Genomic DNA, 17,478 nt, shown 5'->3' on the forward strand with positions numbered 1-17,478 from the left:
GTATGGGCCAGAGTGTACCAGAGTCGGCCAACGAGGCGAGGGCGGTATCGGGCCCGGTAACGAAAGTCGGCCAACGAGCGAGGGCGATATCGAGCCCGACAACAAAAGTCTCGGACCCAGGGGGCTGAGACCGGGGTGAAGGCGAAGATGGCGGCAAAAAGGACGGCAAGGCTGGCTCAGGTCGATTTTACTGACGGGGGCCGTGCTTTATGATGACGCCATTCACTTAATATGGCGGACGCGGCGATGTGGTCGCGAGCCCGACCAGGGAGTAGCAACGTGCAACAGATGTCCAGGCTGCGTATCGCGACGCGTAAGAGCCAATTGGCCATGTGGCAGGCCGAACATGTCCGCGATCGCCTGATGGCGATTCATCCTGACCTTGAAGTCGAGCTGGTACCCATGTCGACGCGTGGGGACAAGATCCTCGATACCCCGCTGGCCAAGGTCGGCGGCAAGGGACTGTTCGTCAAGGAGCTGGAAGAGGCGATGCTCGACGGACGAGCGGACATTGCCGTGCACTCCATGAAGGATGTCCCGATGCAGTTCCCCGAAAGCCTGGGGCTGTCGGTGATTCTCGAAGGGGCCGAGCCCACCGACGCGTTTGTGTCCAACGACTACGGTTGCCTTGAGGACCTTCCCGAGGGGGCTCGACTGGGCACATCCAGCCTGAGGCGCGGGCTGCAGATGCGCGAAGCGCGCCCCGATCTGGAGGTGATCAGCCTGCGTGGCAATGTGCAGACCCGCCTGGCCAAGCTTGACGGCGGTGAGTTTGACGCCATTCTGCTGGCGACATCCGGACTAAAGCGCCTGGGCCTTGAAGACCGTATCGCCCAGGAGCTGCCCCCCGAGGTGTGTTTGCCTGCCTGTGGGCAAGGCGCCCTGGGGATCGAGTGCCGTATGCATGATACCGAGCTGGTGTCATTGCTGGCGCCGCTTGATGATATCGAGACGGCGACGCGAGTGCGTGCCGAGCGTGCTATGAATACGCGGCTTGAAGGGGGCTGTCAGGTCCCCATCGGCGGCCACGCTATCTACGAAGATGATGGTCGGACGCTGTGGCTGCGTGCCTTGGTGGGTACCCCGGACGGCACGCGAGTGCTGCGAGCCGAGGGTCGCGGCTCGGTAGACGAACCGGAGGCGTTGGGTATTCGTGTGGCCGAGCAGCTGCTCGAACAGGGAGCCAGCGATATTCTGGCTGAGGTGTACGGGCCGCGCTGATGTCTGCACCGGTGTTGCTGACTCGACCGGGCGCTCGCGGCCAGGTGTTGGCAGAAGCCGTCGCTGCGTTCGGGCTGTCAACGCTTCGGCTCGAGGTGATGCGGCAGGAAACTGTGCCAGAGACGGCGGATGCAAGGTCGGCCTGGCTCGACATCGATCACTTTCATAAGGTGATAGTTATCAGCCCCGCCGCCGCCGAGCAGTTGGTCGAGGCGCTCGACCGATATTGGCCGCAGCTGCCGCAAGGGCTCGAGCTGTATGCCGTGGGGCAGGCGACGGCCGCGCTGCTGTATCAGGCCTTGGGCGTGAGGGTACGTCTGCCCACTGCGGCCGCCGGGGAAGAAACCAGCGAGGCCTTGCTGGCACTTCCGTCGCTCAAGCGGCTTGATCAGCAGCGAGTGTTGCTGGTGGCAGGTGAAGGAGGGCGGTCGTTGCTGGGTGAGACGCTTGCTCAGCGAGGAGCGCGGTTGACGCGGGTAGAAGTGTATCGGCGCCGTCTGTTGCCGCTGGCAGAGGATGCCGCGCAGCGGCTGGCTGCGGGGGACTACGGGGCGTTGGTGGTCAGTAGCGGAGAAATCCTGGAACATCTGGCAAGATGGTGTTCAGAGGCCGCCTTTCAACGACCGCTGGTCGTTTCCAGCCAGCGGTTGGCTACACTGGCGAAAACGCTGGGGTTTCGCGTCCCGGTCGTGGCGTCTGGCGCGTCTCCTGTGGCGCTGGCAGCTGCGGTAGCAAGGACCTGCGACCCAGAGGATGGCGAATGAAGATCTCGAAAAGGGCTAGCGACAGATGAGCAACCAACAGCACGATCAGGACGAGCAGCAGACGGCGTCCGCCTCCGGCAAGCAAGGAGCACAGGCCGCGACCTCAGGCACGGAACCCGCCAAGGGTGGTGCCGGCAGGGGAGGCGCCCAGCGGCGCTCGAGGCGTCGCGACAAGAACAACAGCAGCTCGACCGGGTCCGCTTCGCCGTCTTCCACCGCCGCGTCGGCCAGCAGCAAGAGTGGCTCTTCTGACAATGCGGCCGCGTCGAGCGCTGGCGACAAGGCGACCTCAGCGTCGAAAGATGCGGCCTCCAGTGCTACCACGTCGGCAGCCAAGCCAGCCGCTGATGCCAAGCCGCAAAGCGCGGACGCGTCTGCCTCCACCCAGTCGAGCGACTCCCGCTCCAAGACGTCTGCTTCTAGCTCTAGTGCATCGAGTTCAAGCGCATCGGACTCAGCCAAGACGAAGGCTGCCGCGACGGGTGCGACTTCCTCTGCGTCCACTGGCTCGTCCGGTGGCCGCGCCAAGGGTGGCTCCGCCGGTAGCGGTGGAGGCGCGGCATCGACCAGCGCCACATCGACCTCTTCGGGCGGTTCCGGTGGAGGCAAGGCCGGTGTCGTTGCGCTGGTGTTGGTGCTGCTGTTGATCGCTGGCGTGGCCTTTGTCGGTTTCAAAGGGTGGCAGCTTCAGCAGGCCATGTCGGCCCGGATCGATCAGCTCAAGCAGAACACGCCGAGCCTGAGCGATGTCCAGGAGCTGTCATCACAGCTGGAAAGCGGGCTCAACGAGCGCCGCGAGACCATGGGGCAGGCGGTCGACGGGATCAAGAGTGATTTCGCGGACTACAAGTCCGACGTCAATCAGACGCTGGACCGCGTGCTGGCGGAACTCTCCAAGGAACAGAATGCCGATGAGCGCGACTGGCTTCATGCCGAGGCTGCCTATCTGCTGAGGCTGGCCAACCAGCGCCTGCAGCTGGAGCGCGACGTGGAAGGTGCCGCTGCCCTGCTGCGGACCGCAGACGCGCGCCTGGAAGAGGCCGATAACCCGGCGCTGGTGCCGGTGCGTCGTGCCATTGCCGAAGAGCTGGCCGCGTTGCAGTCGGTGCCCAAGGTGGACCGCACAGGGCTCTACCTGGCCCTGAACGCCCAGCAGGAGCAGATCGCCGGATTGCCGCTGGCCCAGGACATCGAAGAATTCACGGCGGACACCACCATCGAGGAGGCGCCGGCAGGGGCCTGGCAGGAGCAGCTCGCTCGGGTCGGGGAAGAACTCAAGGAGCTGGTGACGGTCCGTCATCATGACCAGGCTCTCGAGGCGCTGATCACCCCCGAGCAGGAATCCTACCTGCGTCAAAGCCTGCGTCTGGTCCTGGAACAGTCGCAGCTGGCGCTGCTGAAGGAAGAAACCGGGCTGTACGAAGCGAGCCTCGACAAGGCCATCACCTTGCTTCAAGGCTACTACGATGGCGACAACGAGGCGGTGCAGGCTGTGATTGCACGCCTGGGTGAGCTGAAGAGCCATGCCATTCGCCCTGAGCTTCCCGACATCAGTGCCTCCCAGCAAGCGCTGGCCAGGTTTATCGAGCAGCGCTTCGAGGCGGGTGCATCCGGCCAGGGAGGTAACGCATGAGAAAGCTGATCCTGCTCATCGTCGTTGGCCTTGCGGTCGGGGCGCTGTTCGGCCAGCTGATGATGTCCGTTCCTGGCTATTGGTTGGTCAGGGTGGGGGACACCTCCTTCCAGACCTCCTTCTGGTTCGGTCTGGTCATCCTGTTGGCGCTGTTCATCATTGTGCACTTTGCCTTGCGCGTTCTGGTGCGCATGAGTCGCCCGGTCAGCCGTTTCAAGGTGTGGAATTCTCGGGCCCGTAATCGCACCGCCATGAAGCGTACCGTGCGCGGGCTGGTTGCGCTGGCGGAAGGTCGCTGGAAGCGAGCCGAGAAGGCCCTGGTCAAGGCGGCGGACGACTCCAGCACGCCGTTGGTCAACTACTTGTCCGCGGCGCTGGCGGCTCACTACCAGGGACGCTACGACCAGGCCGATACGCTGCTCAAGCGTGCACATATTTCGACCGATGGGGCCGATCCTGCGGTAGGTATGATGCAGGCTCAGCTGATGCTGGACCGTCAGCAGTACGAAGAGGCGCTGGCGATTCTGACGCGTCTCGACCGGCACCTGCCACGTCACCCGCAGGTACTCAAGCAGCTGAAAGCCGCGTACATCAGCGTCAGCGACTGGGATGGCCTGCGTCGCCTGCTGCCGCGCCTGGCTGACCAGCAGCTGATCTCTCGGGAAGAGCGTGAGGCACTGGAGCTGCAGGCCTATCGTGAGCTGATTCTCCAGGAAACGCGCAACCCCGAAGATATCGAGCGAGTGCGCAACCTGTGGTCCGACATGCCGGAGTACCTGCGCAGCAACGTCGACTTGCTGGTGCTGTACACCGAGACGCTGGTGCGTTGCAACGAGCAGGTGATTGCCGAGAAACTGCTGCGCCATTCGCTCAAATCCAACTGGGACAGCCGTCTGGTGCTGCGCTACGGCTTGCTGGGTGTGGATGCCTCGCGCCAACTGGTCACCGCCGAGAAATGGCTGCAGGAACGCCCCAATGATCCGGACCTGCTGTTGACCCTTGGTCGACTGGCCCTGCGCAATGCGTACTGGGGCAAGGCCCAGGAGTACTTCGAGGCGAGCCAGCGTCAGCGGCCGAGCGGCGTGGTCTGTGCAGAACTCGCACGGCTCTATGCCAACCTGGGTGAACACAACAAGAGCCAGCTCTACTATCGTCAGAGCGTCGAGCTTCTCGACAAGTCGTTGCCGTCACTACCGCAACCTAGCGACGCCCAGCAGGCCTGATCCCAGGACTGCGACCGACGCCGCAGAACGACCGCCAGGGGCGGGGCCAATAGGCCCCGCCCCTGGCGTTTGCGGGTCCTTGGCGGTCGTTGCTGAACGTGGCCGAGCGTCACACAAGGCGCCCGAGCTCGTGGCAGGAGGCCTGCCATCTTCAGGTGCCGGATGAGCGCTGCCAGAAGCTGCATGGGAGTGGTTCCAGCGATAGGCGAGCAGCCAGGTGCTGTAAGGAACCGTATGGGACAGGCGAGCCGCCTGGCGCCAGGTGGGAGATGCCAGGAGCCGTGTGTGGGGTAGGCGTTACCAGCAGTGAAAAAATGAGGGCGGCCCATGGGCCGCCCTCGCTGTTATTGAAGATCAGGTCAATTGCCTTCCGGGTCATAGTCACCGCGGAACTTGGCATTGGTTTCAGCGTACTCGCGGGTCTCGTGCTCGCGAGGGGCGTCGACGCTGCCTTCTTCTCCAGGTAGTGGCGCGGTATCTTTCTCCTTGCCGGTGGATACCACGTCCTTTTCGACCAGACGCAGGTTGGCGGCAGGTGCCTTGCCTTGCTTGTCTTCGCCGAAATAGACGGTGGTATGAGGGAAGGGAATCTCGATACCCGCCTCGTCCAGGTGCATCTTGACCAGGCGATTGTAGGCGCGCCCGATGGCCCACTGGTTGCCTGGTGTGGTCTTGATGCGGACACGAATGTTGACCGAGCTATCGGCCAGGGCGATGACACCCGCCACCTCGAGAGGCTCGAGAATTTCCGTCTTCCACTGGTCGTCCGACGACAGCTCGTCGAAGGCATTGCGCAGGGCAACGATCGCTTCATCCACGTTTTCGCGGTATGCCACACCGTATTCGCCGACATGGTAGGCAAAGCCACGCATGTAGTTGGACACCACATCCACACTGGAGAAGGGAACCAGGTGATAAGTGCCGTGCAGGTCACGAATACCCACCGAACGGATGCTGAGCTTTTCTGCGGTACCGGTAATACCGCCCAGGGTCACTACGTCACCCGTATTCATGGCGTTCTCTACCTGGATGAAGATACCGGTAATGATGTCCTGGACCAGTTTCTGCGCACCGAAACCGATAGCCAGACCCAGCACACCGGCACCGGCGATCAATGGCCCGATATTGATGCCGATCTCCGACAGCACGATCATTGCCGTCATGGTGACGATGGCAATCGCCAGGGCATTGCGGAACAGCGACAGCAAGGTCTGGGCCCGGGCAGAAGGCACGCCACGGCCAGTGGAGGGGTTGAGCTTGTGCTCTATGAAGCTGGCCAGAGCGATCCAGGTGCCGGCAGCCACCACCAGGATAATGACCACATTGATGACCTGGCTGACCAGCAGGCGCCCGGCTTCTGACGCGTACCAGGTGGCCATGTCGAACACGCCCCAGGCATTGAGCAGCGCCATGGCGGCAACGATCAGGATCAATACGTTGACGATGCGCAGCAGGGTGGGCACGTAAGAGTTAAGCCGGGTTTCCAGCAGCGGCAGCTTCTTGTTGAGCTCGCTGGACAGGGTAATGCGGCGTCCTACTGCCTGTACCAGCAGCCGCGAGATCAGCATGGCCGCCAGCACGATGCCGAGGGTCTTCAGCGTGGCCATCAAGACAAATGGCAGAGCGTCCTCGGGACGTGTCAGGGTCAGTACCAGCACCACCGAGAAGTAGATGATGGCCCACAGGTGCCAGGTACGGCCCAGCATACGCAGTGCCACGCCGGAGGCGGCCAGGCTGGAACGCACCGCAGAATCGAACAGCGCATCCCGCAGCTTGGTGCGGTTGATCAGTACCACGGTGATGGCATACAGGTAGGCACCGATCATGATCAGGGCGCCAATGCCCTCGCCGACACTGTAGGAAAGATAGGTGTTGATCAGCGGCACCACGACCATCAGGCCGTAGCCGGTCAGCCCGATCAGGCGCGCGATCCAGCGGTTCCAGTAGGACGCATTATCGGCGGAAATCGGCAGCAGGCGTAGCCCCTCGTAGCGGGAGGCGAACAACATGCGGACAGCCGCCTTCAGCAGCTCAATGACCAGGAAGGCGTTCAGGAACAGCGATGCCCTTGTCGACAGGCTTCCGGTTTCACCAATCGCGAAGGTGGCGGCCAGGTTGCCGCCCACGTAGGCAAGCCCAACCACAGCGGCGTCGACGATCACGGCCAGGACCACACACAGCACCAGCCGAATGGTCGGATTCAGCGTCTGACCATTCTGTGAATACTGGCTCAGGCGGGTGAACAGCGGCCTGACCAGTCGTCGGATGACCACGAACATGACGAAGGTGGCCAGAATCACCAGTCCGAGATTGATGGCCGCTTCGGTGAAGAGCTCGTAGTTGAGCTCACCTTCCGAGAAGGCGCCATTCACCATGGCTCCGAAGATATTGACCAGGTTCTCGAACTGAAAGCCAAATTCGGTGACGACGCGGCTGGTCATATCGGCCAGCTGTTTTGGCAAGGTCGCATCGGCCGCGGTATCGATGGCCGCGCCGCCGGCAGCTTGAGCCTGTTCCGGGGCGTTCTCCGCCATCTGGCGCAGCTGTTGGATCAGTTGGCTACGAGACTGCTCGTTTTCCAGCAGGTCAGCCAGGGTCGAATAGGCTGGGCCGTCGCCAGAAGCGTTTGCGGTGCCATCTCCATCCGCTTGCTGAGCAAAGGCTGGGCCAGCGAACAATATCAGGGCGAGCAGCAGCACGCGTGAGAGTCGAGAGCAGAGTCGTGAGGGCATCACGCAAACCTTCTCCTGTAATTGATGGAGCCTGAGGACAGGCGAGGGCATGATCGAGCGATTCTGGCGCAGGCTAACATGTTCGATCAGCGCTTGTACGTCATCAATGATGTACAAAACTTGTACGTATTGCCAATTCTGTGCCATATTGACGGTGAACGCATCCCATGCGCTTCATCCCTGCTAGGCAAGCACAAGTTCGCCGCCCTCCCGGGCGGCGTTTTTTTTCGCGTCCCTGCCAGGCGGGCACCTGCATTGAGAGCCTGCTTTGACAGAAACGTTCTGTGCCGTGCCGGTTTTGCGTAGTAAATCGCTCCCCGGATCTGCTGGTGTGTCGCCACGACAAAGGGCAGCCACTGGCTTACCATGACGCTTTTGTCGGAGCGCAAGGCGATGGATGGGTGGACGCTGACCAGTGTGGCGCTGGGAGGAGCCTTGGGTGGCATGGGGCGGCTGTTCGTCAGCCGCTGGGCAGCCTCGGCCTGGGGCAGCCGGTTTCCCTGGGGCACCATGCTGGTCAATCTGCTCGGTGCCCTGGTGATAGGTCTGCTGGCAAGCCTGCTGGAGACCGGTTCAACGCTGGCGCTGATGCTACTCACTGGGGTCATGGGTGGCTTCACTACCGTCTCTTCGTTCAGCCTGCAAACCCTCGACTTGTGGCGAGAAGGGCGCTTGATGGCGGCCATCGCAAACGTGGGCGTGACCTTGATCGTCGGCTTGTCGGCGGTGGCCGCCGGATGGATGCTGGGTAGCCTCATCGATGGCCTGCTGCTGGGCCGGGAGGCGCTCCCATGAGGATCCGTCGTGAAGTGGCATGGCTGTATCTGGCCGTAGGGGTGGGGAGCGCCCTGGGCGCGGTGTGTCGCCTCAGCGTCGGTATGATGGTGGCAGGGCTTGTCGCTTCTCCGTTTCCCTGGGCGACCCTGCTGGTCAATGTGCTGGGATCCTGGCTGATCGCCCGCTTTGCCACCCACGCGGGTCTGAGTGGCAGCCGGCGTCTGGCGCGTCTGCACCCTTGGGCGGTGGCAGGCTTCTGTGGTGGCTTTACTACCTTTTCCCTGTTCAGCCTGGAAGTGGCTGAACTGGTCATCGCAGGGCGCCCCGGCCTGGCCTTGGCCTACCTGACGGTGAGTGTTCCTCTGTGGCTTGGGGCGGCCTGGGCAGGAGATGCCCGTGCACGCAGCGTATTGGCCCGACGCACGGCGGCGGTTGGCGCGAAGCGCGGCTAAGACTGAACGCAGTCAAGCTCGCCCCGCAGGGGGTCTGGAGCGAGCTTGAAGGTCTGCTGTCGTCAGGGTTTCGTTGCTGCGTCGTGCTTGGACGATGCGCCCTTGCGGGACGTCTTGGTCGCTTGGTCAGCGTGCTTGTTCCTGGGTGTTTCTGCCGCGCTGAAGTGTTCTCTTACCAGACCCAGCAGTCCCTGGGTCGAGGCGTCGAAGTCCTGGCTGCGCTCGTCGATCTTTTCGCTGATCTCACCGGCAATCCGCTTGCCGAGCTGGACGCCCCACTGGTCAAAGGAATTGATGTTCCAGATCACTCCCTGGACGAACACCTTGTGCTCGTAAAGAGCGATCAAGGCGCCCAGGTTGCGCGGCGTCAATTCATCGAGCAGCAGCACACTGGAGGGTCGGTTACCTGGACAGCTGTAAGGATCCAGGTCGCCGCCCTGGCTACTGCCTTCCATGAAGGCGTTGGCCTGAGCCAGCATGTTGGTCAGCAGGGCGAAGTGGTGGTCCTCGACGCCGGGCTCGGGCTTCAGCGACGCGATAAAGTCGATGGGCACATAGCGAGTGCCCTGGTGCAGCAGCTGGAAGAAGGCATGCTGGCCGTTGGAGCCGGTCTGACCCCAGACGATGGGCCCGGTCTTGTAGTCCACGGGACGCCCGAAGATATCCACCGACTTGCCGTTGGATTCCATGTCGAGCTGCTGCAGGAAGGCGGGCAGCTGATGCAACGCCTGGTCGTAGGGCACGATGGCCTGGGTTTCGGCGCCGACAAAGTTGATGTACCAGATGCCGATCAGCGCCATCAGCACCGGCATGTTGTCGGACAGCGGCGCGGACAGGAAATGCTGGTCCATCTCGTAGGCGCCTTCGAGCATCTCGATGAAGCCGTCGTAGCCGATAGCCAGCGCGATAGGCAGGCCGATCGACGACCACATCGAGTAGCGTCCGCCGACCCAGGCCCAGAACTCAAAGATATTCTCTTCGCGGATGCCGAATTCCATGGCCGCTTTACGGTTGGTCGAGGCAGCGATGAAGTGAGCGCCGATGTCGGCATCATCACCCGCATTCTCGATGAACCAGCGACGGGCAGTACGCGCGTTGAGCAGGGTTTCCTGGGTCGAGAAGGTCTTGGTGGAGACGATGAACAAGGTGGTCGCCGGATCGAGGCTTCTCAGCACCTTCTGAATATGAGCGCCATCGACGTTGGAGACGAAATGGAAGTTCAGGTCCGCCTGTCGGTACTTGAGCAGCGCACGGCTGGCCATGTTGGGCCCCAGGTCCGAGCCGCCGATGCCGATGTTGACGATGTCGCGGATACGCTCGCCGCTGTAGCCCTTCCAGGTGCCACTGCGCACTTCCTCGGAGAAGCGCTTGATCTGCTCGCGAGTGGCGTGGATTTCGGGCATCACATCCTTGCCGTCGGCAATGACCGGCGTGTCGCCCAGGTTGCGCAATGCGGTATGCAGGACCGGCCGGTCTTCGGTGACGTTGATGATATCGCCGGAGAACATCTGCGCGCGCCGCTGTACCAGGGCGGAGTGTTCTGCCAGCTCCATCAGCTTGTCGAGCACCTTGTCGGAGATCTGATGCTTGGAATAGTCGAGAAAGAGCCCACCCACGCGCAGGCTCATCTTGTCGAATCGCTTGGGATCAGCAGCAAAGTAGTCACGGATGCGGTCGTTGGCGGTTTCTTCACGCAGCTTCAGCAGTGATTGCCAGGTCACGCTTCGGGTCAGTTGGAACACGGATGAATCCTCGATACGAATTAGTTGTTGTCACTACGAGAAGAAATCCACGCCTGGGCGTCGGGTATCCTCATCTCGTAGTCCTGGCCGAGCCAGGGGGAGCTCATCATGAAGTCGGCGCTGGAGGGATTGCAGGCCACCGGCACGTTCCACAGGGCAGCAAGGCGCAGCAGCGCCTTGACGTCAGGGTCGTGGGGCTGCGGCGAGAACGGATCCCAGAAAAAGATCAGCAGGTCTAGCGCCTGTTCGGTGATCCTGGCGCCAATCTGCTGGTCACCGCCCAGCGGACCGCTCATCAACCCTTCCACGTCCAGTCCCAGGGTGTGGCTGAGACGGGCGGCCGTGGTCCCGGTGCCGACCAGCTGGTGCGCCGTCAAGGTGTCCTTCCAGCGTGAGGCCCAGTCCATCAGCTCCTGCTTCTTGCCATCGTGGGCGACCAGAGCGATGCGTTTACGAGCCGGGAGTACACGGCTGACTTCCTTGACGGGCTGAGACATGCGAGGCCTCCGATGAAAGGCGGGGTGAATGGTGTCACCATGTTCAGGGATACCATAGAGTGTTGAAGGTAATATTACTACGAAGATGCCGTGCGACTAAGGTATGAACCGCGAAGGCTCCAGAGCTGAATCGCAAGCAAGTTGGCGAATTACGGGAACTATTAGAGTGTCCTCTATCAATGTTTTGCTGAAAATGTTGTAAGTTTAGCAAAATAGTGCTTGAGTCCCGGCGCTGTCTGTACCACATTGGTGCCCACTGACGACGTCCTTGCGGGGGATGTGCAACTTCATCAATCCCGCCTACCGTCGAGCTCTATGGCCTTCATGCAAGATTGTTTTTCGCCGCTCAGGGGGATTTTCGCTATGACTCTCAAGGTTGCCATCAATGGATTTGGTCGCATCGGCCGCAATGTGCTTCGCGCGCTCTACGAGAACGGCTACCGGGATCGTATCGAGGTCGTGGCCATCAACGACCTGGGCGATCCGTCCCTCAACGCCCACTTGCTGCGTCATGATACGGCCCATGGCCACTTTCCTTTCAAGGTAGAACATGACGAGGAAAGCTTGAGCGTCGACGGCGATCGTATCGCTATCCTGTCCGAACGTGATCCCGCCAGCCTGCCCTGGACAACCCTTGGCGTGGACATCGTGATGGAGTGCACGGGGCTGTTCACCAAGCGTGCCGATGCCGGCAAGCACATTGACGCTGGTGCCGCCAAGGTGCTGGTGTCGGCGCCTAGCCCCGATGGCGACGCCACCATTGTCTTCGGCGTGAATGACAGCGTGCTCAAGGCCAGCGACATCATCGTCTCCAATGGCTCGTGCACCACCAACTGCCTGGCGCCGGTGGCCAAGGCGTTGAATGATGCCGTGGGCATCGAGAACGGTCTGATGACCACCGTTCACGCCTACACCAACGATCAAAACCTGTCCGACGTGTACCACACGGACCCCTACCGCGCGCGCAGCGCTACCCACTCCATGATCCCGACCAAGACCGGCGCCGCGGCGGCGGTGGGCAAGGTGCTGCCGGAGCTGAATGGCAAGCTGGATGGCCTGGCGGTGCGAGTGCCGGTCATCAATGTGTCCCTGGTCGACCTGGTGTTCACTGCCTCACGCGACACCACCAAGGAAGAGATCAACGAGATCGTCGCCAAGGCGGCGGCCAGTTCTCCGGTACTTAACGTCAACGCCCAGCCGCTGGTGTCGATCGACTTCAACCACGACCCGGCCTCCTCGACCTTCGACGCCAACCACACCCGCGTCAACGGCCGCCTGGTCAAGGTCATGGCCTGGTACGACAACGAGTGGGGCTTCTCCAACCGCATGCTGGATACCGCCCTGGCGATGCAGGCCGCCAAGTAACAACGCCAGCAGGCAAGCGCCTCGCAGCTCAGCTAGCAAGCGAAACGCCGCTGCCCGCTGCCATAGGTGAGCATGGTGTGGCATGCTGGGGCCTGGGGTGCATGGTTGCCCCGACCCCTGATAAAGACGCCGAAGCAGGCTTGCTTCGGCGTCGTCGTGCGCAAGGATCGCTATGCTTCCCGATTACTCCTGGCTCGCCTGGGGCCTGATCATCCTGTCCACCTATTTGACCGGTATTTCCAAGGGCGGCTTTGCCGGAGGGTTCGGCACCCTGTCGGTACCGCTGATGGCCTTGGCCATCGACCCCATCGCTGCTGCCGGTCTGTTGTTGCCCCTGCTGCTGGTGATGGATGGGCTGGCGGTCAAGGCCTGGTGGGGACACCAGGATATGGCCGAGGTGAAGCGGCTGATACCCGGCATGGCGATCGGTGTGGTAGTGGCGACCCTGGTGGCGGGCCGTCTCGATGAGGATCACGTCAGGCTGCTGCTCGGGGTGATTTCCTTGCTGTTCGTGGTCTACATGGTGCTCAAGCCGGCGGCCTCCAAGCCGATCGCCCCCCTTTGGGCCTGGCCTGCGGGCATTGCCACCGGCATCACCAGTTTTATTGCCCATGCCGGGGCGCCGCCAATGAACCTCTACCTGGTGCCCAGGCGACTGCCCAAGACCACCTTCATCGCCACCACCACTCTGGTGTTCGCCGCCGTCAACACCATGAAAGTGCCACCCTACCTGTGGCTGGGCGAGATCAACCTCACCAGCATCTGGGCGTCGCTGGCGCTGGTGCCCGTGGCCTGGTTCGGCATCAAGAGCGGTCTGTGGTTGCAGCATCGGGTCAACGAGCGGCTGTTCTATCGGCTGGTGGTGCTAGCCATGGCGGTGGTGGGGGTGCAGTTGATCGTCAAGGCGCTGGGCTAGGGCTTGTTTGAAAAGTGCCTGCGCTCGGTAATACGGCGTTAAAAACCGGACCGAAATGCTCATTTACACCCCGTAAACTGCGCTTTCTAACCGATTTTTGCCTTGTCTAACCTTCGCTCGTCGACTTTTCGGGTAGCGCCTGGCGACGGGCTGTTGTGGGCTCACGCCGACATAAAGTCGTTCCAGCGTCTGACCAGGTAGTTGTGTTCGTCCATGACCGTGTTCCACACAGCGATACGGCTCATGCGGGTCAGATAATCTCCGCCGTCGCGGACCTCGCCCTTGTGAATCATGCCGCACGGCCCTGAAGGGCCCGCGAGCTCCTCTGCCGCCGGTTTGCCGGCATACCAGAAGTCCCACTCGGCGGTGGTCAGGTGAGGACGTGTCAGCTCCGGCGTGGAAATATAGTAGCCCTGACGGGCCATCACCGCGCCGGGCCAGCCAGAGAGCCACCAGTTCATGTAGTCGTAGGCGGCGTCCAGGGTTCTGCCCGTGACACCTCGAGATAGCGACATACCGCCGTACCAGGCACGGTACCCCTCCCGTGGCGCTGCCATGCGCACCTTGATCTGGCGCTGTTTTAGCGCCGTCATCGCTGGCGACCACAGGCTCTCGATGCCGACGCGGCCGCGCACCATATCCGAGGAGGCCTGATCCTGGTTGCTCCAGAAGGTGCGAAAGTGCTGCTTTCCCTTGAGGGTGATCAGGCAGTCAATCAGCGTATCGATGTCATTGACGCTCAGGTTGCCCAGGTCCTCGAAGGTCACCAAGCCCGCTGCCTGGGCGGCCAGAGCCGCGTCAATGGCGCCGATGGCGCTATCGTTCTGCAGGCTGACCATGCCGCGCCAGCGCGGGTCCAGCAGCCAGGCCCAGCTCTCTTCTGCGTCGGAGAGTCCCTCCGGCAGCATGTCTAGACGGTAGCCAAAGCTGTCGACGTTGTGACTGACGGGCAACATGGTGATGTGTTCCGTCGGCCGTGGGCCACAGCTGCCGTCGGGCTGGACGTAGAGGCGGTCCACCGGATTGCCACCGGCACCTCTTGGGGCATGGGGCGTCAGGCGGCCGGTCTTGGGCAGGTCATTGATGGACCCCCAGTGTTCCAGACGGCTCAGCTCGATCGGTTGAATGGCGCCCGCGGGCCACACGAAGTCGACGTTGTGGAACCACTGATCGTAGATATCAAAACTGTCGGGGGCCAGCACGCCGGCTCTCTGGGCGGCTACGCCGTCCATCACCGTGAACTCCAGGCGCAGACCGAGATCTTCTCGGGCGCGCTCGCGAATGCTGTCGAGCAGCGTCACTGAGGTGCCAAGCACACGCAGGGTCACGGGGCCACGTTGCACATAGGGGGCGTCGTGCTGGGTGTCAGGCATGCTGAATCCTTGGGCTGGGGTGATCGCTGATGCGCTCCATGAAGGTCGTCAGCGATTGTGTCACGCGCTCGGCATCGATGTCGCGGGTAATGAAGATCAGCTCCGAGTGACGGTCGTGCGCCGGCCACGTCTCGACATGCTCAGGCGGATGAATCGTGTGCTGGACGCCATGCAGCACGACCGGGCGGTCATCGCCGTGCACGTGAAGCACCCCCTTGACTCTGAGGATGTCACTGCCATGGCGATTAAGCAGCATGGACAGCCAGATGCCCAGGCACGTCCAGTCTACGTCGCCTTCCAGGCCCAGTCGAAAGGAGCGGATGTTGCCGAGATGGTCGGGGTCATGCCGGACGGGGTTGCGCCATGGCCCCAGCCAGTCCTTGACCTGCCCAGGGGTGAACCGCTGAAGGTGTGGGCCGCTGGCAAACAGGCTATCACTAGGCTGATCGAGGGCTTCCCTGCCCATCCGTTGAGCAGCGGGGTTGAGCGCATCCAGCAGTGATTCGAGCTGTGTCAGCGCATGGTGCTCCACCAGGTCGGTCTTGCTGATCACCAGCTTGTCGGCCACGGCGACCTGAGCCTCCCAGACCGGGTGAGCGGCGCGGCTGTCGACGGCATTGACGGCATCCACCAGCGTCAGGTTGGTGCCGGGACGCAGGTGGTGTCGCAAGACCGGATCGGCGGTAATGGTGGAGGCGATCGGACCAGGATCGGCCAGGCCCGTGGTCTCCAGGATGATTCGTTTGAACGGTGGTATGTCGCCGTCCTGGCGTCGAGTCAGCAAGCGCCTGAGCGCCTCGGACAGCTCGCCGCGGATGGTGCAGCAGACGCAGCCACTGGAGAGCAGTACGGCATCTTCGGCAATATCACCGATCAGCCGGTCGTCGAGCCCCACGTCTCCGAATTCGTTGATCAGCACTGCGCTATCGCCAAATGCCTCACTGGCAAGGACCGACTTCAGCAGGGTGGTCTTGCCTGCACCGAGAAATCCGGAGATCACATGGACGGGGAGCACGGGGGTGTTCTCGCTCATAAGGGAGTCTCGTGTCGCGCGATGGTGTCAGGCAAGAGACGCCAGAAAATCGGCATCCAACGGGTCAAGCTGGCGTCCGCACATCTGCTCGGCCTGCTGCCAGACGCCACCCAGGTCCTGCACGATATCGCGCTTGCCGGTGGCGTTTGCCAACACGAAGCTGGCCGCCTGGAAGTCCTCGATGGTAATGCGACTCGGCGCAAGTACCCGATTGATCAGGGTGACCCGGTAGGCACGGGCGCGCCTGCGCGCGAAGTGGGCCTGCTCGGGGTCCTCGATGGTGGTGCTCCAGTGGCTTTCGCCGCCGAATGCACCGCACAGTCCGCACATGCCAACCTCCGATGGCGCCGTCGGCGCCGAATGAATGTGATTTAGGCCGTCAGCGACGAGCTGGCGGCAAGGGCCACCCGCAGCAGTGCTTCGTCCTCGCCGCAGGGTCCGCTCAGCTGCAGACTGGTGTGCTGGCGGTCGTCGTCACGTCCGCTGGGCAGCGCCACCGCTGGCGAGTCGAGCAGGCTTGCCACCATGCTCAGGCGCAGCGTCGCCAGATTGACCTCGGCGAAGTGCTCGGGGTCGGCTTCCAGCGGCGCGAGCAAGGGCGCCACATGCGCCACCGTGGGCGTCAGCAGGGTCGCGCCGGCAAGCTCCTCGCGCAGCCGAGTCTTGAGCGCCCGGCGCAGGCGGTACAGGCTGACCACGCTGTCCGGGGGCATCTGGCGGGCGGCCGCCAGGCGCTTGCGTACCCGGGGGTCCATGGCCTCGGCATCGGGGCCTTCCAGCAAGGCGCGATACTCGGTGTAGGCCTCCGCCGCGCCCAGCCAGCCGTGGCGGGCGATGGCCTCCAGGGTGTCGGCGACGCTGGCCACGCGGCGACGGATGATGTGGAAGCCGGCGTCCTCAAGGCGGCTGGCGCAGGCCTCCAGATTGTCGCCTACGGCGCGGGATACCCTCGGGTCGTCGAGGCAGCCTGTATCGAGCACGATCACCGACTGTTCGGGCGCGGCGGCGGCGCGGGCCAGCGGCGCGCTGCCGCGCATCGTGTCGTCGATGGCCAGGCAGTCCTCGAGGGTGGTGGCGATGACGCCGATGGTGTCCAGGCTGTCGGCCAGCGGTGTCACGCCCTGGCGCGAGTGGCGGGCCTGGGAGGGGCGATAGGACACCAGCCCATTGAAGGCCGCCGGGACACGCAGCGAGCCGGCGGTGTCGGTGCCGATGGCGGCGGGCACGATGCCTGCCGCGACCGCCACCGCAGAGCCTGAGCTCGAGCCGCCGGGCGCCCGTGGCTCGGCGCCGGCTGGCGTATGGTGCGGTGTGCCAAAGTGCGGGTTCAGGCCCAGCCCCGAGTAGGCGATCTCGGTGAGGTTGGTCTTGCCGATGCCGACCATGCCCGCGCCGGCTGTGTGGCGTACCGCCTCGGCGTCGCGCGCGGCCGGCGTCTTGCCCAGCACCTTGCCGCCGGCGGTGGTGGCGGTGCCGGCGATATCGAACAGATCCTTCCAGGCCAGCGGCACACCGTCGAGCGGTCCGCGCAGGGTGCCCGAGCGCTGACGCTGGGCACAGGCCTCGGCCTCCACCAGAGCGCGTTGCTCGGTCAGCGAGATAAAGACGGCGTCACTGTCGGCGGCCCGGGTCAGGCATTGGCGGGTCAGCGCGACCGGATCGAGTTCGCCGCGTCGGATGGCCTCGCCGATGGCCAGGGCGGTGAAGGGGGAGGCAGGCATGCACGTCTCCTGTTGCGGTTGGTGGGCGC

General features: G+C 63.1%; 16 protein-coding genes. 8 read left to right on the forward strand and 8 right to left on the reverse strand.

Annotation, left to right across the window (positions count from 1 at the left end; genetic code table 11):
* Positions 1–288 precede the first annotated feature (288 nt).
* Both hemC and KUV72_RS08310 read left to right on the forward strand, forming a co-directional pair.
* A complete protein-coding gene (hemC, locus tag KUV72_RS08305; RefSeq protein ID WP_242520844.1) occupies positions 289–1,221 on the forward strand; it encodes a hydroxymethylbilane synthase in 933 nt (310 codons plus the stop codon).
* Positions 1,221–1,985 (forward strand): uroporphyrinogen-III synthase, encoded by a 765-nt coding sequence (locus tag KUV72_RS08310; RefSeq protein ID WP_222237986.1) that lies wholly within the window; start codon positions 1,221–1,223, stop codon positions 1,983–1,985. The genes hemC and KUV72_RS08310 overlap by 1 nt, the downstream gene beginning before the upstream one ends.
* A gap of 45 nt (positions 1,986–2,030) precedes the next feature.
* Here KUV72_RS08310 and KUV72_RS19840 read toward each other — a convergent pair whose 3' ends face one another.
* The gene (locus tag KUV72_RS19840) at positions 2,031–2,594 is read right to left on the reverse strand and encodes a hypothetical protein (RefSeq protein ID WP_261317400.1); all 564 of its coding nucleotides are present in this window, start codon (positions 2,592–2,594) and stop codon (positions 2,031–2,033) included.
* Between the two features lie 19 nt (positions 2,595–2,613).
* Between KUV72_RS19840 and KUV72_RS19845 the strand changes: the two genes are divergently transcribed.
* Positions 2,614–3,618, forward strand: coding sequence for a uroporphyrinogen-III C-methyltransferase (locus tag KUV72_RS19845; protein ID WP_315857871.1), 1,005 nt, complete (start codon positions 2,614–2,616; stop codon positions 3,616–3,618).
* On the forward strand, positions 3,615–4,841 hold the full coding sequence (locus KUV72_RS08320) for a heme biosynthesis HemY N-terminal domain-containing protein (RefSeq protein ID WP_206942309.1): 1,227 nt from the start codon (positions 3,615–3,617) through the stop codon (positions 4,839–4,841). The genes KUV72_RS19845 and KUV72_RS08320 overlap by 4 nt, the downstream gene beginning before the upstream one ends.
* A 359-nt stretch (positions 4,842–5,200) precedes the next feature.
* On the opposite strand, the gene ybiO is transcribed toward KUV72_RS08320, so the two are convergent.
* Positions 5,201–7,573: a mechanosensitive channel protein gene (gene ybiO, locus KUV72_RS08325; protein ID WP_206942311.1), complete on the reverse strand. Its 2,373-nt coding sequence runs from the start codon at positions 7,571–7,573 to the stop codon at positions 5,201–5,203.
* 366 nt (positions 7,574–7,939) lie between these two features.
* On the opposite strand from ybiO, the gene crcB reads away from it, so the two are divergent.
* Both crcB and KUV72_RS08335 read left to right on the forward strand, forming a co-directional pair.
* Positions 7,940–8,368 carry a fluoride efflux transporter CrcB gene (crcB, locus tag KUV72_RS08330; RefSeq protein ID WP_261317401.1) on the forward strand — a complete coding sequence of 143 codons (429 nt, stop codon included), beginning with the start codon at positions 7,940–7,942 and terminating at the stop codon, positions 8,366–8,368.
* A complete protein-coding gene (locus tag KUV72_RS08335) occupies positions 8,365–8,802 on the forward strand; it encodes a fluoride efflux transporter FluC (RefSeq protein ID WP_222237988.1) in 438 nt (145 codons plus the stop codon). The genes crcB and KUV72_RS08335 overlap by 4 nt, the downstream gene beginning before the upstream one ends.
* A 62-nt stretch (positions 8,803–8,864) precedes the next feature.
* Here the strand turns inward: KUV72_RS08335 and pgi are convergent, their stop codons facing one another.
* On the reverse strand, positions 8,865–10,544 hold the full coding sequence (gene pgi / locus KUV72_RS08340; protein ID WP_222237989.1) for a glucose-6-phosphate isomerase: 1,680 nt from the start codon (positions 10,542–10,544) through the stop codon (positions 8,865–8,867).
* Between the two features lie 20 nt (positions 10,545–10,564).
* The gene (locus KUV72_RS08345; RefSeq protein WP_222162175.1) at positions 10,565–11,041 is read right to left on the reverse strand and encodes a methylglyoxal synthase; all 477 of its coding nucleotides are present in this window, start codon (positions 11,039–11,041) and stop codon (positions 10,565–10,567) included.
* 363 nt (positions 11,042–11,404) lie between these two features.
* Here KUV72_RS08345 and gap point away from each other — a divergent pair, with 363 nt between their 5' ends.
* Together gap and KUV72_RS08355 are read left to right on the forward strand one after the other, a co-directional pair.
* The gene (gene gap / locus KUV72_RS08350) at positions 11,405–12,406 is read left to right on the forward strand and encodes a type I glyceraldehyde-3-phosphate dehydrogenase (protein ID WP_222237990.1); all 1,002 of its coding nucleotides are present in this window, start codon (positions 11,405–11,407) and stop codon (positions 12,404–12,406) included.
* A gap of 172 nt (positions 12,407–12,578) precedes the next feature.
* Positions 12,579–13,322: a sulfite exporter TauE/SafE family protein gene (locus KUV72_RS08355; RefSeq protein ID WP_222237991.1), complete on the forward strand. Its 744-nt coding sequence runs from the start codon at positions 12,579–12,581 to the stop codon at positions 13,320–13,322.
* Between the two features lie 161 nt (positions 13,323–13,483).
* Here KUV72_RS08355 and KUV72_RS08360 read toward each other — a convergent pair whose 3' ends face one another.
* The 4 genes from KUV72_RS08360 to KUV72_RS08375 are packed head-to-tail and all read right to left on the reverse strand — an operon-like array spanning position 13,484 to position 17,449.
* The gene (locus KUV72_RS08360) at positions 13,484–14,695 is read right to left on the reverse strand and encodes a PotD/PotF family extracellular solute-binding protein (RefSeq protein ID WP_261317402.1); all 1,212 of its coding nucleotides are present in this window, start codon (positions 14,693–14,695) and stop codon (positions 13,484–13,486) included.
* Complete coding sequence (locus tag KUV72_RS08365) at positions 14,688–15,728, reverse strand: CobW family GTP-binding protein (RefSeq protein WP_222237992.1); 1,041 nt, start codon at positions 15,726–15,728, stop codon at positions 14,688–14,690. Before KUV72_RS08365 ends, KUV72_RS08360 begins: the two co-directional genes overlap by 8 nt.
* A 27-nt stretch (positions 15,729–15,755) precedes the next feature.
* Positions 15,756–16,058, reverse strand: a complete 303-nt coding sequence (locus KUV72_RS08370; RefSeq protein WP_206942323.1) for a hypothetical protein — start codon at positions 16,056–16,058, stop codon at positions 15,756–15,758.
* 41 nt (positions 16,059–16,099) lie between these two features.
* A complete protein-coding gene (locus KUV72_RS08375; protein ID WP_222237993.1) occupies positions 16,100–17,449 on the reverse strand; it encodes an amidase family protein in 1,350 nt (449 codons plus the stop codon).
* Positions 17,450–17,478 lie beyond the last annotated feature (29 nt).

This window comes from Halomonas sp. DP4Y7-1 (assembly GCF_019800705.1).
Classification (GTDB): Bacteria; Pseudomonadota; Gammaproteobacteria; order Pseudomonadales; family Halomonadaceae; genus Halomonas; species Halomonas litopenaei_A.

Excerpts from the sequence above, each read along its gene's own strand:
- crcB (WP_261317401.1), top strand. The coding sequence starts at position 7,940 with ATGACGCTTTTGTCGGAGCGCAAGGCGATGGATGGGTGGACGCTGACC.
- KUV72_RS08360 (WP_261317402.1), bottom strand. The coding sequence starts at position 14,695 with ATGCCTGACACCCAGCACGACGCCCCCTATGTGCAACGTGGCCCCGTG.
- KUV72_RS08370 (WP_206942323.1), bottom strand. The coding sequence starts at position 16,058 with ATGTGCGGACTGTGCGGTGCATTCGGCGGCGAAAGCCACTGGAGCACC.
- KUV72_RS08355 (WP_222237991.1), top strand. The coding sequence starts at position 12,579 with ATGCTTCCCGATTACTCCTGGCTCGCCTGGGGCCTGATCATCCTGTCC.
- KUV72_RS08320 (WP_206942309.1), top strand. The coding sequence starts at position 3,615 with ATGAGAAAGCTGATCCTGCTCATCGTCGTTGGCCTTGCGGTCGGGGCG.
- hemC (WP_242520844.1), top strand. The coding sequence starts at position 289 with ATGTCCAGGCTGCGTATCGCGACGCGTAAGAGCCAATTGGCCATGTGG.
- KUV72_RS08345 (WP_222162175.1), bottom strand. The coding sequence starts at position 11,041 with ATGTCTCAGCCCGTCAAGGAAGTCAGCCGTGTACTCCCGGCTCGTAAA.
- KUV72_RS08365 (WP_222237992.1), bottom strand. The coding sequence starts at position 15,728 with ATGAGCGAGAACACCCCCGTGCTCCCCGTCCATGTGATCTCCGGATTT.
- KUV72_RS08310 (WP_222237986.1), top strand. The coding sequence starts at position 1,221 with ATGTCTGCACCGGTGTTGCTGACTCGACCGGGCGCTCGCGGCCAGGTG.
- KUV72_RS08375 (WP_222237993.1), bottom strand. The coding sequence starts at position 17,449 with ATGCCTGCCTCCCCCTTCACCGCCCTGGCCATCGGCGAGGCCATCCGA.
- KUV72_RS08335 (WP_222237988.1), top strand. The coding sequence starts at position 8,365 with ATGAGGATCCGTCGTGAAGTGGCATGGCTGTATCTGGCCGTAGGGGTG.
- gap (WP_222237990.1), top strand. The coding sequence starts at position 11,405 with ATGACTCTCAAGGTTGCCATCAATGGATTTGGTCGCATCGGCCGCAAT.
- ybiO (WP_206942311.1), bottom strand. The coding sequence starts at position 7,573 with ATGCCCTCACGACTCTGCTCTCGACTCTCACGCGTGCTGCTGCTCGCC.